Source organism: Paenibacillus sp. DRB1-1 (genome assembly GCF_052119485.1).
Lineage (GTDB): Bacteria > Bacillota > Bacilli > Paenibacillales > Paenibacillaceae > Paenibacillus > Paenibacillus polymyxa_B.
Genome location: NZ_JBODQH010000001.1, coordinates 1,214,549 through 1,231,054 on the forward strand (window position 1 = coordinate 1,214,549; position 16,506 = coordinate 1,231,054).

Below are 16,506 nucleotides of genomic sequence, written 5' to 3' on the forward strand. Positions count from 1 at the left end.
TCAACCGCCAAGCAGGAGCATAATCTTACCTCAAAAATGTATTCAGCACCAAACCTACAGACACGGCTTGGGCTCCTTTTACGATAGAGAAATGATCGCCAGGCACTTTATGCGTGAACATTTCCCCCTTACAATACAATTCCCATCCTTTATATCCTAATTCCCAGGTATGTTCTGAAATAAACAAACATACAGGGGCCTTTACAGCTCGATCGGGCTGGTAGACATGCTGCATTTTCACCCAATGATTCACACTTTTAAAGCGTTCTAGTAATTCACTCCGTCCCAACTCATTAAATTCCGGTAGCAAGGGGAGTACGCTGGCTGGAAATGCTCGCTTCCACAGCGATAAGTCCAACGTTTCTTCCATCCTCTCCAGTTCCTGAATATGGTGGTCCCAGTGATCTTCCTTGTCATACTTCAAAGGTGGCAGTGTGTCCAGAATGGCCAAAAGTTCGACACGTTCTTCTTGTTCTTCCAATTGTCGGGTTATTTCGAAAGCAAGCGTTCCCCCCATACTCCACCCCGCAACATAATACGGGCCTGTTTCCTGAATACTTTTCAATTGATTCACATATCGGTGTGCCGCTTCCTTCATCCCGGCTGTTTTATTTTCAGCAAGAATCGAAGCATCCATTTTTATGCCCCAATAATTCCAAGTAGCTGTAAGTCCGTTGACCAATTCCATGTAGCAACTGACATCCAAGCTTCCATCATGGATGAAAAAAAGGTGCTTATCCTGCGCTGTGCCGGGCTTTAAGAGGACAAGCGTGTCTGCTCTGGCTGGAAACACACTTCTTTCCTTTCCCTGAAATGCACTTGCCAGTTGGCGAATGGTAGGAAAAGTAAATAATTTGGTGAGCGGCAGGTCTATCCCCAACTCACGCAAAACTAGCGAAACCAGCTTGGTAGCCTTGAGCGAACTCCCTCCCAGGGTAAAAAAATTGTCCGTTACGCCAATGCGATCCGTCGGCAGGTTCGTGGGCAGAACCATCGACCAGATGCGAACCAGCTCCTGTTCCAGTTCATTGCAAGGAGGGACATATTCATTCTCCCGCAGTGCTTCAAGATCAGGCTCTGGCAACGCGTTCCGATCGACTTTGCCATTCACATTCAGTGGCAAACGCGGAAGTCGGATCAGACAGGCAGGAATCATATAATCCGGTAAATATGTAGCCAGCTCCAGCCGGACTTCTGCCTGTGACATTTCTACGTCGGAAACAAAGTAAGCACAGAGGTATTTGATCCCGTCGCTGTGCTGACGAACAAGCACGACTGCTTCCTGAATCCCCTCTATATGTGCAAGCCGAGCCTCAATCTCGCCAGTTTCAATACGAAAGCCCCGAATTTTGACCTGGTGATCCATGCGACCCAAAAATTCAAGCGTTCCGTCAGCCAGCCATCGGGCACAATCTCCAGAACGGTACATACGCTCTTCTGGGAGCCAGGGATGAGAAACAAATTTGGCTGCCGTTAATTCCTCCCGAGCCAAATAGCCACGTGCCAATCCTTCACCTCCAATGCACAGCTCACCCGGTACTCCAATGGGCTGAAGTTGATTGGACGCGCTCAGGATATAGACCTGTGTATTGGCGACAGGCTTGCCAATTGGTACGTTATGGTCATAGTCCTCCTGAATCGTATGGAACGACGTAAAAATTGTATTTTCCGAAGGACCGTAGGCATTGACAATCGTTAAATTCGGCTGGGCGGTGCGAAGGAGCTTCATATGCTGCGGAGACAAGGCGTCTCCCCCGGTCATGATTAATCGAAGTCCAGTAAAGATGGAAGGTTTCTCATCAATCAGCTGATTTAGCAAAGGAGCCGTGAACCATGCCATCGTGATTTCATACTGTGCCATCCTCTTGCCGAGTATGTCGGCAGATAAAAGCTCTTCTTTTTCAATAAGATACAAGGTTGCCCCACTCAGTAGCGTTCCCCACAGTTCAAAAACCGACACATCAAAGGCCAGGGAACACGTCTGTAATATTCGATCCTCTTGCGTAATAGCTAACGGCCCCGGCTCTAACACTAGGCGGGCAAAGGATTGATGCTCAATCATTACCCCCTTCGGTTGTCCTGTAGACCCTGAAGTATAAATAATGTACATCACATTGTGCGCCTGATTGCTGTCCTCCAGATTACGGGGTTCTCCCGTATAGAGACTCTGGTCTGTGAGCAGTAACATGTCCACTCCAGGAAAGCGACTAGTGCTGGCAGTCGGTAGAAGGCATATTTTCGCCTGACTATCCTGTAATAAATATTGAACCCGTTCATCCGGGTAGAGCGGATCAATCGGCAAATAAGCGGCCCCGGCCTTCAAAATAGCTAAAATACCAACAATCATCTCCAACGCAGGCGTAGCTAAAATACCGACTACATCTTCTGCCTGAACTCCCTTTTGCCGTAAAACCCGCGCCAATTGATTGGCACGTTCATTTAATTCATCATACGTTAGTTGCTTTTCTTTCCACCTCACGGCTGGATGATCAGGCGTCCGTATCACTTGCTGTTCGAACAGTCGATGGATGGTTACTCCATGCGAATTTTTTTCGTGTGCATTTTTGCTGTGGGTCTGATTAAAAGTATGAAGTAAAACGGTGCGCTCTTCTTCTGTAACCATATCAATGTCTTCGATTCGAATATCGGGTTGTTCGCCAATGATTTCGACAATTCTGGCAAAATGCAGTAGCATACGGCGGGCGCTTTCCTCCGTAAATAACGCTTTGCGATATTCCAGTTCCAGTCCGATACCCTCCTGCATTTCGTATGCATACAAGGTGATATCAAATTTAGCGATTTTATGTTCAAAAGTATAAGGAGAAAACGTGACCTCTGATGCCTGCACGACAGGCTGCGGTACATTTTCCAATACAAAGCAAGCATCAAATAAGGGATTACGACCACTGATTCGTTCAGGATTGACCTGCTCCACCAGCATATCAAAGGGGTAGTCCTGATGCTCAAATGCAGCAAAAGTTCGGTCTGCCACTTCTTCCAGAAAATCAGAGAACCGGTTGGTTCTCTGCGGTTTTTGGCGCAAGGCGAGCGTGTTCACGAACATGCCCACAATCCCTTCAAACTCGGAATGAGTCCTTCCGGCGACAGGTGTTCCGATGACCAGATCCTCCTGTCCGGCATATTTGGACAGAAGGATGCTGTACGCGGCGAGTAGAACCATATACAACGTAACATTGTGCTGCAAGCATAATGCACGCAAGGAGTGAGCCGTGTTAGCTTCAATCGAGTACGATACGATCCCACCGCTGTAATCGGACCTTAAGCCTTTTCCATCTGTAGGCAGCGACAGCAGAGGAACATCCTCTGTAAATTGGTTCAGCCAAAATTCACCCTGTTTCTGAATATGAATGTCGCTTAATTGATCGTTTTGCCAGATTGTATAATCGACATACTGAAACTCTAATGGAGCAAGCTCCTGTCCCTGATATAGAGCCATCAGCTCTTCAAATATAATGTTGATGGTTACCGCATCCGCGATGATATGGTGGATATCAAACAGGAACAGAATTCCCCCATCAACCAAAGGTACAAGCTCAGCCCGCCAAAGAGGGGCTTCGTTCAGATTGAATGGACGGATAAATTCGTTAACAAGCTTATCCGTACACTGATCCGAACGTTCTCTATAGGGAATCGATACGTCGATGGATTCATGGACGAGTTGTAAAACCTCGCCGTCCTTTTGAGTAAAGGACGTTCGCAAGCCCTCATGACGTTCTGTCAGTCTACACCATGCTCTGTACAGCCGCTCCGGCTCCAGCGCTCCTTTGATGATTCGAATGCTGGGCATGTTATAGATGATGTTAGGTCCGAGAAGATCATGAATCAGATATAGCCGTTTTTGCGCCGAAGATGTTTCATATCCTTCATAATGCATGATGCTAAATCTCCCTCCGTCGGCGTTCTTTTTTCTCTACTTTCACTGATGACAGTGCATGCTGCTGAACTGGGATGACTTCTCTCATAAGCTTTCCATCGCCCCGAAGTATGTTGCTAATCTCGGTTTCCTCTGTTCTGAAAAACTCAATGGCAAACGGAACAGATTCATGAATAAGCTGAACAATCTCGCCGTTGATCACATCAAATGTGGTCCTAAAAGCTTCGTGACGCTGAATAAGCGCTTGGAAGGCTCCCTCAAGTCTGGCCATGTCCAGTTCTCCTTCCAGCATCATGGCACCCGGTAGATTGTAGCTTAGATCCTCTGGATTCAGCTCGTGCATCATAAAAAGACGCATTTGAGCAGACGAGGCCGGATAATGGGCGCTAGGAGTCGCAGCAGGGATCAAGGAACGGACTGTCGCTTCATCCTCGTGATGACACTCAACTCTTCTGGAGCTTATGTGATCTGAAAGTTGTCGAATGGTCGGAGCTGCAAAAAGTTCCTTTAAAGTAATCTCGATGGCCAACATTTGACGCACACGCAAAATGAACTGGTAAGCGAGCAATGAATCTCCGCCAAACTCAAAGAAATGATCATCTATACCTACTGCGCCTGTTTTGAAAATGTCCGCCCACAACAGAAGCAGTTGCTGTTCCATTTCGTTGCGGGGCGGTGTATGTTCTTTGCCGGAAGGCAACTCTACCCCCAAGGTATTTAATGCCTTACGGTCCAGCTTTCCGCTTGAACCTAGAGGCATCGTCTCCACCTTCACAAAACGTAAAGGAATCATATATTCCGGCAATTGTTCCAGCAAAAATGCCCGCAGTTCTCGAACTGTACAGTCGGATTGCACAACCAGATAAGCGCACAAATACTTATTGCCCTGCTCATCTGTCAAATCAAGTACAGCCGCCTGCTGAATGTCGTTATTTTGCAAGAGGGCTGTTTCAATTTCACCTGTCTCAATTCGGTAGCCCCCGATTTTCACCATTTGATCCGACCGTCCCAAGTAAACAATCTCGCCGCTAGGCAGCATCCGGGCAAGATCGCCTGTCCGATAGATTCGTTCACCTGGTACAAAAGGATTGGGGATAAAACGCTCTGCCGTAAGTCCATCTAGATGTACATACCCGCGTGCCAGATGGCACCCTCCCAGACAAAGCTCTCCTACCTGCCCCAAACCAACCAACGCCAGCTCCTGATTTAAAATATACGCCCGGGTGTTGCCCACAGGCCGTCCGATCGGAATCGGACCTTCGGAAGATACAGACGTACACGTATAGGCTGTTGCAAACACACTGGCTTCCGTAGGCCCATACAGATTAAGTAATCTCGCTTCCGGGAACTTCAGATTAAAACTTCGCACCTGCTCCTGGCCTATCTGTTCGCCACCCGACATGACCCAACGCAAAGTGGCTGCTTGGATCGTATCCTCGACTGAAAGCTCTGACAAAAACATTTGCAGCACGGTAGGAATGAAGAAAGCCACTGTAACCTGATGCCTATGAATGGTATCCAGCATTTGACGGGTATCCGTTTCTGCACCTGCCTCCAATAACACCAATCGTCCTCCGCCCATGAACCAGCTGAAAAGCTCGACGATGGAACCATCAAAGGTATAGGATGCTTTTTGCAGCACCGTGTCCTGCTCCCTTAAACCAAGCTGTTGTGCCAGCCATACCACTCGCGCACTAAAGGCGTGATGCTCCACCATCACCCCTTTGGGCTGCCCGGTTGAGCCGGAGGTGAAGATGATATAAGCCAGATGATCAGGCTGGATGACAAGCTTTGGATTGCCTCGTTCTTGCTGATCCTGACACAGTAAGTCGACGTCGATGACCTGCTGGATTCCTTCATCTATCCAGTTGGCATGGCATTGCTGATGGGTCAGAATCCATTCGGCACCAGCGTCTGCCAGGATATAGCGAATCCGTTCCTTCGGATCGGCTGGATGAATGGGGAGGTACGCCGCTCCTGCCTTTAACACGCCCAATAAAGCAACAATCATTTCCGGTGAGCGCTCCATGACAATAGCTACTACTTGCTCCGGCCGGGTACCGGAGTCCAGCAGGCTATGTGCGACCAGATTCGCCCGTCGATTCACTTCTCCGTAGCTGATCTCCTGTTGACCGGAAATGAGAGCGATCTGCTCAGGGTTTCGGCTTGCTTGATCCTCGAAATATTGATGTAACAGCTTTACAGATCCCAGATCCATGTCTGTCTGATTGAAATCATGGACGAGTGTCTTCCATTCCGCCTCGTTCACCGATTCCGAAGCGGCTATAGCAAGCTCACTCACCCAGTCCTCTTCCTTATGGACGCTTGCTGACTCAAGTACTTCCTCTCTGTCCCGCTGATTCGGGTCAACAGCCACCTCTTCTATCCGAAGCTCTCCAATCTTTTGCTGTGGATTGACAAGGACAGTGTGTAAGATTTGAAGGAATTCCCGGCTCAAGCGTTCCACCGTCTTCCCGGTAAAGAGATCTACATCGTATTGAAAAATACATTCGATATGCTCGTCGGTCATAGCTGCGGTAAATGTTAAATCGAATTGTGCTCCTGTATACTCCGCTTCATCACATGGAGTCAGTTTCAGGCCGGGTAATTCTACGATGGTACGGGAAGATTCGTTCAATAATGCAAACATGGTATCGAACAGCGGATTGCGGCTTGTTTTGCCAGCCAAATTCAACTTCTCAACCAGTTGCTCAAATGGATAGTCCTGATGCTCAAAAGCCTGGAGAGAGCGTTCCTTTACCTGCATTAAAAATTCGTGCACTGTCATGTCCTTCTTCGGCGTGTTGCGAAGGGCCAACGTATTGACGAACATGCCGACAAGAGGACTCAGGCTCGCATGAGTTCTGCCGGATACCGGAATGCCGACGATAATATCTTCCTGTCCACTGGCTTTGGCCAGCAATAGGTTATAGGCCGCCAATAGAACCATAAATACCGTGACATTTTGTTGCAGGGCAAAGCGTTTTAACTTCCACGTCCATTCCTGATCCAGCTCAAAATGAACAGCTTGCCCTTCACCTCTTCTCACATCAGGACGTGCATAATCCGTAGGCAATTCCAGCTCTGCAATTTCCCCTTGAAAAAGCTCCAGCCAAAACTGCTCCTGCTGACGGAATTCCACACTGTTCAAAAACTCACGCTGCCACACGGCATAGTCTTTATACTGAATCGTCAATTCCGGTAAGCTCATGCCCCCATATAAACGAGCAAATTCCTCGACGATTAACTCTTGGGAAAGCCCGTCCGTAATAATATGATGCATATCAATGAACAGCAAATGACGGTTGGCAGGCTGATGAATAACCTGAACGCGGAACAATGGCTTTTGTCGGAGATTAAAGGGCTTGATTAATCCGTCCTGTTCCACCAATATTCCATGTTCACGGCCCGATTGAATTTCTTCTATCCATGTCGCTAACCCTTGAACCGTACCTGCCCGGAAGAAGTCGCGCAGTGTCAGATTTACATTCCATTCCTTGTTAATAAAGTAGACCAGCTTGGTTGCCAGCAAGGATTGTCCACCCAGCAGGAAGAAGTCATCCTGTGTACCTATCTGCTCCCGGTGCAGGATTTCCGCCCAAAGCTCAACCAGGCATTCTTCCAAGGGTGAAGCTGGATGTACATAGGCCGTACCGACCTTGATACTTTCATTAACCTGTGGTAAAGCATGACGGTCGATTTTTCCGTGATGTGTTAACGGGATCTCATCGACTCGAACAAAGTAAGACGGAATCATATATTCAGGCAAGGTTACCGACAGATGGTTCTTCAGTTCTGCCACCGACAATTCGTGATCTGTAACGATATAGGCGCATAGCTCATGCATACCAGGCTGGACTTCCTGAACCAACACAACTCCATCCTGTATATGTGGGTGCTGGAGCAACGATTTTTCAATCTCGCCCGGCTCGATGCGGTAACCCCGCACTTTAACCTGCTGATCGACTCTTCCTAAAAATTGAATTTGCCCATCTTCGAGGTATCTGCCCAGATCACCCGTTTTGTACATCCGCTCACCCGGTATCCACGGATTTGCTACAAACTGCTGCTGCGTCAGTTCGAGGCGGTTCATATAGCCGCGTGCAACGCCCCAGCCTGAAATGCATATTTCACCGGGTACCCCGATAGGCATAACATCCGTACCACTGCGATTCATGATGTATACCTCAGCATTGGCTACAGGTCGTCCGACAGGCAATGGATGAACAGCTGGAATATCCGGCACACAATAATAGGTAGCACAGACGGTCGCTTCTGTCGGTCCGTACGTATTGTAGACCTTTGCGGAACGCAACAACTGGGTAACATATTCGCTTTTCAGCACATCTCCCCCGCTAATATACGTGCGAATATGCGGGAAAGGGGGCAGTTGATTCAGCTCATTTAAAATATACGGCGAGGCGCTAACCACGGTCACTTGCTGCTGGCGAATGAATTGATTCAGCAATTGGATGTCCTTCAGTTCATCCCGTGAAACCATAGCCAGCGTTCCCCCCACTGCCAATGTAGGGTAGATTTCCTCTACGGAAGCATCAAAGGTAATGGCTGCCTGCTGGAGCACTACGTCTTCAGCCGTTAGATGGAACTCATGCTGGAAAGCCGTGATGTAATTCGTTACATTTCTATGCTCAACCATCACACCTTTGGGCTTACCGGATGATCCTGACGTGTACAAAATATAAGCCAAATGGTGAGGTGCCAGAGGCTCCTTGCCCGCAAGTGCAAAAGCTACATGATCAGCATCTCCGCTGTACAAGGCCGGATCACTTACATCCATGACAGACCCTGTAAAGCGAAGCGTGTCGATGCTGACGGTACCCGCAGAAGTTAGGAGCAGAGACACGCCGCTGTCCTCCAGCATGTAGGCCACCCGCTCCGTCGGATGTTCAGGGTCCATAGGGACATAGGCTGCTCCTGCTTTGAGTACGGCAAGCATGCTGGTCAGCATATCCAGCGAACGGGGGACCAGGATGCCGACAGCTTGGTCCGGTACCAAATGATAAGTTAGCAAGTGCCGGGCAAGCTGATTAGCTCTGATATTCAATTGGCTGTAAGTCAGCGAATGCTCTCCGTAGACGGCAGCAATCCGCTCAGGATGCTGTTCGGCCTGCTCTTCAAACCACTGATGAACCAGCTTTTCCTGTGGGTAATTCACCCGGGTTTCGTTCCACTCATACAGGGTTCGCTGCTGTTCTTCCGCCTGATTCATGGAAATAAGGCCAATCGGCCGCGAAGCATCCGCACAAACTTCTTGCAAAAGATTCTTGTAATAGCTCGCAAGCCGACGTATGGTCTCTCCCTTAAATAGTTGAGTCGCATACTCAAAGTGAAAACGCAGCTTGCCTTCATTTTCAACCCATATGACTGTCAGATCGACTTGGACAGCCTCCATCTTAGCTTCCAACGGAGTAAAGCGAAGCCCGTTGATGCTCATCGGCTCCCCCCTAAAGTTCTGGGAAATAAACTGAACATCAAAAAGTGGGTTCCGGCTCCGGTCTCTCGGTACGCCAAGCTGATTCAGCAGCATTTCAAAGGGATAATCCTCATGCTTATAGGCTTCAAGTGCGTGCTTCTTAACCTCCTGCAAATATGCCACGAAAGGCTTATCTTCAGCTGGCGCAGTTCGCAGGGCCAGCGTATTGATGAACAGCCCAATCATGTGCTGGACCTCTTCCGACTGGCGACCTGCGCTTGGAATGCCAATAATGATATCTTCCTGATTCGCATATTTGGCCAATAAAGTACTATAGACAGCGTACAGAAGCATAAAGAGCGTAACCCCATGCTGTACCGCTGTTTTTTTAGCCAAAGCTGTTAATTCCTCATTCAGATCAAATGTATAGACATCCCCGGCATTGCTCATTTGTGCTGCCCGCGGCTCATCTGTAGGCAAATCAAGTACAGGCAGCGTCCCCTTAAATACGTCCAGCCAGTATGCCTCCTGCTTTTTCATTTCGGCACTGTCCAGACGCTGATTTTGCCACAATGTAAAATCGGTATATTGCATAGGCAGTTCCGGTAGATCCTGTCCAGAATAGCCCTGTATCATTTCACTTAATAAAATACCAATTGAGGCTCCATCGGCTGCAATATGGTCAACATCGCACAGAAAGAGGTGGGAATCATCCTTCAGCCGGATCAGCTTCGCCTTTAACAGCGGCGCACGATTCAGGTCAAAGGGACGGATAAATTCATCCACATACGCTTCCAGCTCGCGCCCGTCCCCTTCGCTATATTCCAGCGAAAAATCTACCTCCGGGTACACTCTCTGTACCAGTTCGTTATCCCGCAACTCAAAAGCGGTGCGCAAGGAGCTATGACGACGAATCACCGCATATATGGCTTCCTCCAACCGATGATGATCCAGATTACCGGTGATGGTCATCGCACTGCATAGATTATTCAAGGTGCTATGTCCTGCCATTTGACGCATCATATAAAATCGACGCTGCGTCGAGGAAGCTGGGTACACCTCACGTTGTTCCACCGGATGAATGATCAGATTTTTGTCAGCTGATTGGGGTGCAGGCAGCTCCGTTTCCGTCTTAAGAGGCTGCTTCGCTTCTCCATCCGTATACAGGGCTAATTCGCTGACCGTCATATAGTTGAAGATATCGCTCATATCCACTTTTTTGGACAAGCTTTGATTCATCTGCCCCACCATTTTACTAGCAATCAGGGAGTCTCCTCCCAACTCATAAAAACTGTCATAGATGTTCAGCTCATCAAGCCCCAACACTTCCGCCCATATGCTTGCGATTACCTTTTCCGATGAGCTATATTCTCCTGCCGTTCGACCACGCAGCTGTACAGGACGTCGCACAGCAGCGGATGACGTGACCGCATGGTCATGCAGAAGCCGACGATGACGGTCCAGAATAGTCCGCATTTCATGAGAAAATCCGAAAGGGATGGCAGCGGAATCCAGCGCGGCCACCTGAGCGTAATTCAAGCCACCCACAATGACACGCGGAACGGGATGAAGCAATAATTGTTCAAGAGCGGCCAGTCCCTCTTGTGTGGACAGAGCCTGAAATAAGCTCTCCTGGAAATCAACCTCATGCTCAAAAGCCATCCCAACTTCCTGCCAAGGAGCCCAGTTGATGGCAAGCGTACGTCGGCCGGAGTGATTTCGCCACTCGGCAAAGGCATCCAGATAGGCGTTGGCCGCCGTGTAGTCGCTTTGGCCTGGTCCACCCATCAGTGAAGTCACAGATGAAAAAAGAATAAAAAAGTCCAGTGTATCCGCAGCGGTGATTCGGTCAAGCACATGTGTGCCTGTTACCTTCGGAGCCAGTACCTCGGTAAAGCGGTCCTGGCTCTTGAGAGCCATAAAACCGTCTCCAGCCACACCCGCAGCATGGATGATACCGTGAATAGCCCCATACTTGTGGCGAAGTTCATTCAAGGCTTGCTTCATAGCGGTCTCGTCAGCTACATCGACAGCATAATATTCTACCTGCGCTCCCTGCTGCTCCAATTCCAGCAAGGCGGTAACCGTATTCAGCATCCTTTTATTCATATCTGGCTTTAAGTTCTGTCTTACGTTACGGCTTCCGTTCGAATCAGCGTTTGCAATGGCCTCCCATTGCTCCTTGGGTGGCAAAGGCTTGCGACCTATCAATCCCAGTCTGACCTGACCTTTAGAAGCAAGCCATTTACCGATTGCCAATCCCAGCCCGCCAGTACCACCAGTTATGATATAGGTTCCCTGCGGTCTGATCGCAATCGGGTCAGCTTCGCTTTCCGTCAGATCCACAGGTTCAATCTGCTCTACATAACGTTCGCCGTTACGCCAAGCGACCAGAAATGTATCATCATCGTGCCGTAGGGAATGAATGAGTTCTGAAGGCTGGGTGCTTGTATCTATATCGAGGCAACGGCAGCTCAAATCAGGGTATTCCTGACCGATGACCCGGGCCAGCCCAAACAAGCCCGCATGTTCTGGTTTTAATTCATTTTCCAATTCATTCACTTTATAAGCCTGCTCAGCGATCACCGTCAGTTCCTTAACAGCTGATTTGGTCTGTGCGATTGCCTTAGCCAGATGAAATAGCTGAACCATAGACTGCCCGCTCCAGAGGTATATCAGTTTCTTTGCGTTCTGACATCGCATCTCTGTCAACAAGCGTATATGATCTTCCTCGGAACCATTAGAAAAGTAAACATGGTCTGACATTTTAGCAAAGGTGACTCCCCGCTTCACTTCAACCACATCATACCCTTCATGCGCCAACTGTCCACGCAGTGATACACCGATCGGACGGTTATCTGTGAATAATAAAATCGTTTCCAGCGGTGTGGATAACACTGAACTATTTGCGGTCCGGGTTACTGTATCTTCTTCATACTCGGAGGGTGCTTGTTCTTGCTTTTTCCATACAATCTGATGATATTTATGATGTTCTGTGTACCGGTTTCGTTTAAAATCCGCCTCGTGTACACGTTTGACTGCATAATCTTCAATTTCTACCAGTACCTGACCTTCGGCACCCAGAATGAGCACATCTACCGTTAAAATTTCTCCACTTTCCCTGACCTTGCTTTTTTTGCGCAGATAACTGTAGCAAAGCCGTGGGAGGGAGTCGTAAATGCGCAGCTTGTGATATGAAAATGGCAGGAACAGGCCATTTCCTAAACTCTGGCTTGCTACCCCGACGGCCACATCCAACAAAGCGGGATGCAGCACATATTGGCTTACATCCATATGATAGGCTGCGGGCAGCTCCAGCTTAGCCAGCACTTGATCTGTTCCAATTGCAATCGTCCGCAGCGTCTCCCACCGCGGCCCGAATGAAAATGCAGCAGCCGCTTCGGCGTGATTCTCACCCACTAATACTTCCTGATCGTTGCATTCAGTCCGAATATCGCCCAGACTCATAACAGGATGGGCAGCCTTTACAAACACCGCGCGCCCCTGTGCATGCCTTACCCAATTCTGCTCCCACGGCTGAACTGAGGGTCCCGTCCGGCTTAATACCTTAAACGAAAACGTCTCACCCTCCCGTTGCAAAACGGTGTGTACTTCTCTTTCTTCCTCTACTCCCACGATGAGCGGAGAAATAAACTGGATGTCATACAGCTCCAGCACCTTGCCTAGACGCTTGTATTTTTCCAATCCTGCCCTAACCATTTCCAGATAAGTGGTTCCTGGTACAATACAGTTTCCCAAAATCTTATGCTCGCTTAGTACCCAATGACGCCCAACAGAGAAACGGGTCAGGTAAATATCCTGATCCTCGGTTTCTGCCAAACAATAGTCCAAAAGCGGATGTGTTGTTTCCATCTCTGTGAATTCTCGAACATGGGAAGCCTGAGAAACGACTGCCTTCTCCTCTACCTCTACCCAGCATCGCTTAGGCTCAAAAGGATAGGTGGGAATGCTTCGTCTGCGGCACGCTTTGCCTTCATACAAGCTCCCCCATTCCACATCTGCTCCCTCAACATACATACGGCACAGGGAATCCAGCGTATCGAACTCGAATGAAAGCTGGGTCAGTTTCTCTTTGGCTGATGCTGCCAGTCTTCTGGACTCCTCCAGCGTAAGTTCTCCTGCTTCTTTTTCCTTCTGTGCAGATACAACCTTATGACGTCCAAAATACACACCCGGTATGAACTCTTTTTGTTGCGCTTGTCCGCTGAAGCCTGAGGTCTGAATTTGAGTCAGCTTTGCTCCTAGATCATCCCAATCCCGGCACAGAATCGCCAAACGATAGCTATATTGCCCCCGTCCGGTATTAGCGGTATAACAAAGATCGCGCAACGGGTAGGCTTTAGGTTGCGTAACGTATTGCTGATATTGCTTCACATAGGCTGCTAGCACTGTTTCATTTTTGGCGGATAACGTAAAAAGCTGAACCGTTTCCGGGGTTTCCTGCTCCAATTGCCCCCCGTCCTGCGTTTCAGCCCACACCGGGGCCTCTTCCAGAACGACATGGCAGTTCGTACCGCTGAGCCCGAAGGAACTGACTCCGCAGCGTCGCGGAAAATCCTCCTTGGGCCAAGGCTGCAGCTTGTCATTCACATATACAGGCGAATCAATAAAGCTAATATCCGGGTTTGGGTAGGTAAAATGTAGGCTCGCCGGAATTTCTGCATGCTCCAAAGCGAGCACTGCCTTTAAAAAGCCCGTGATTCCCGCACTGTTATCCAGGTGACCTACATTGGTTTTGATCGAGCCTATGGCACAAAATTGATTCCGGTCGGTATACTGCCGAAAGGCTCTCCGTATACCATCAATCTCCACTGGATCACCCAGCTTGGTGCCTGTCCCATGAGCTTCAATATATGTAATGGTATCCGGGTCAATCCCAGCATCCTTCCAGGCCCGTACAATAACATCCTCTCCTGCCAGCGAATTGGGAGCCGTAATCCCGGCTGAAGTCCCGTCATTGTTCACAGCACTGCCTTTAATGACAGCATAAATATGGTCCTGATCCTGAATGGCCCGCTTCAAGGGTTTGAGCAGAACAGCGGCTACACCTTCTCCTCCACCTGTGCCATCCGAAACGCTATCGAACGTTCTCGTCCGGTCATCCGAGGAGCCTACACCCAGCCCCCCGCCCTTTCCCTCTTTTATAGGTACGAGTGTGACCTTCACCCCGCCGGCAATCGCCGTATCGCAATCGCCGTGCCGCAAATCCCGGCAGGCCAGGTGAATGGCCACCAAAGATGAAGAACATGCGGTATCCACCAACAGACTGGGCCCTTTTAAATCCAGCAGATAGGCGATCCGACTGGCAATCATGGAATGAATATTACCTGGAATCGCTGAAGAAGCTGATGAAGGAGCCATTTCTGCTATAAACCGCTTGTACTCCTCACCAAAATCACTGCTGTAGCCGACATAGACTCCTGTCCGACTACCAGAAAGCTTTTTACCACCGTACCCCGCATCTTCAACCGCCGCCCAGGCAGACTCCAAAAACAGTCGTTGGTTTGGGTCCATCAATCGCGCTTCAGCCGGAGAAAGTTGAAAAAAGGGATAGTCGAACTTATCAATTTCTTCTAGAAATCCACCTTCATTTAATGCCGTTTGCTCATTCAACAGCCCGGCTTGGAAGAGGCTCTCCAGCTCCCTTTTTCGTCGGGCAGGAAAAGGGCGTATGGCGTCCTGCCCCGCCCGCAGAAGATCCCAAAACTGAGCCGCATTTTCACTTTCGGCAATTTTACAGCTAATCCCGATGACTGCAATATCCGAATCTCGCAGCTCATTAACCGCGATCGGACCCGCGTCCTGAAAATCCTGTTCATTGAATTGAAGAGCCGCCAGATTGAATCCTGTTTTTGTCATCATCGTACTCCCTTCCGTTCCTCGTGTTCGCTGCGATTAGCTGACCTGAAACGCGGGAAATAATTCGCGTGTATGCGTATTGCTGAAAATCTGCTCAAACCGTTCAGCCCGTAGTTCCGTTGGTGTTAATTTGGTTGCAAAAATGGACTTTAGCTTGTCCAGAGCTTGCTGCATTTGTTCCAACGTTGGTTCTGTTCCGGTTGTGATCAATTGTTCGCGCAGGTTTTGCAATTCTTTGTATGGAACGACTACACCCTGCTCATACTCATCGTTATTCCAGTTGCGGTTCTGGGTTGAAACCGCAATCGCAATACAGGAGGTCACCAGACCCAAACCATCTGGTTTGCTCTCGATATCAGCATTCCGCAGCAATTCCAGAGTGGAGGGATGCTCAAAAGCAAAGGAATGAGCCGTAGAGGTGATACCTGTCATTAAATTTCTTAATACGGTTTTGGGGCCGATTTCTATAAAATGATTCACACCCTGATTCAGCATGTATTGAACGCTTCTGTGCCATTGCACAGGCCGTGCCATCTGGGACGTCAGGTTAGATAGGATATAACGACGATCCGCATAGGGTGTCGCTGTAACATTAGAGAGCACAGGCCATTGAAAACGGCCATAATCATATCTCTCCAGCTCCTCCCGAAATTTGCCCGCAGCGCTCCGCATTAAATTCGTATGGAACGGAAAGCCCACCTTGAGGCGAATCGTCTTGATTCCTCTACGATTCAGTTCCTCTTCTGCCTTCTCCAGTGCAGGAGTATGACCCGAAATGACGAGCTGCTCAGAGGAATTATAATTCGCAATGCCGACCGATACGCCGGCTGTCGAGGCTTGCTGGCACACCTCATCCACCTCACGCTCATGACTCCCGACTACCGCCAGCATCGCCCCTGTACCTGGAGCAACAGCTTCCTGCATCAGAATGCCCCGCTGACGTACTATTTTCACCGCATCCGAAAAAGCAAGCGCCCCTGTACTGACCAATGCCGAGAATTCTCCCAGACTGTGACCCGCTACCAGAGATGGAGCAAGCTTCAATTCCTGCATCAGTACACGAAAAGCTGCGATGCTCACGGTCAAAATGGCAGGCTGGGCATTAGCGGTCAGAGTCAGCTCATCCATAGAACCTGTGAAACAAAGCGTCTTTAGATCAAACCCTAGCGCATCCTCGGCCTCTTCAAAGGTTTCTCTTGCTACTGAATATTCATCGTATAAGCTTTGACCCATGCCTACATATTGAGAGCCTTGCCCCGGGAATAAAAATCCTAATTTTTTCATCGTTCCATCCTCC

At 49.1% G+C, this 16,506-nt stretch carries 3 protein-coding genes; all 3 read right to left on the reverse strand.

The genetic code is table 11. From position 1 onward, the window contains the following. Positions 1 to 25 precede the first annotated feature (25 nt). Genes ACQW03_RS05490 through fabD form a run of 3 tightly spaced genes read right to left on the reverse strand, consistent with a single transcriptional unit; the run spans position 26 to position 16,493 of the window. Positions 26 to 3,895 carry a non-ribosomal peptide synthetase gene (locus tag ACQW03_RS05490; protein WP_441948613.1) on the reverse strand — a complete coding sequence of 1,290 codons (3,870 nt, stop codon included), beginning with the start codon at positions 3,893 to 3,895 and terminating at the stop codon, positions 26 to 28. A 4-nt stretch (positions 3,896 to 3,899) separates the two neighbouring features. Continuing rightward, a complete protein-coding gene (locus tag ACQW03_RS05495; RefSeq protein ID WP_441948615.1) occupies positions 3,900 to 15,212 on the reverse strand; it encodes an amino acid adenylation domain-containing protein in 11,313 nt (3,770 codons plus the stop codon). 33 nt (positions 15,213 to 15,245) lie between these two features. Further along, positions 15,246 to 16,493 (reverse strand): ACP S-malonyltransferase, encoded by a 1,248-nt coding sequence (fabD, locus tag ACQW03_RS05500; RefSeq protein WP_441948617.1) that lies wholly within the window; start codon positions 16,491 to 16,493, stop codon positions 15,246 to 15,248. Positions 16,494 to 16,506 lie beyond the last annotated feature (13 nt).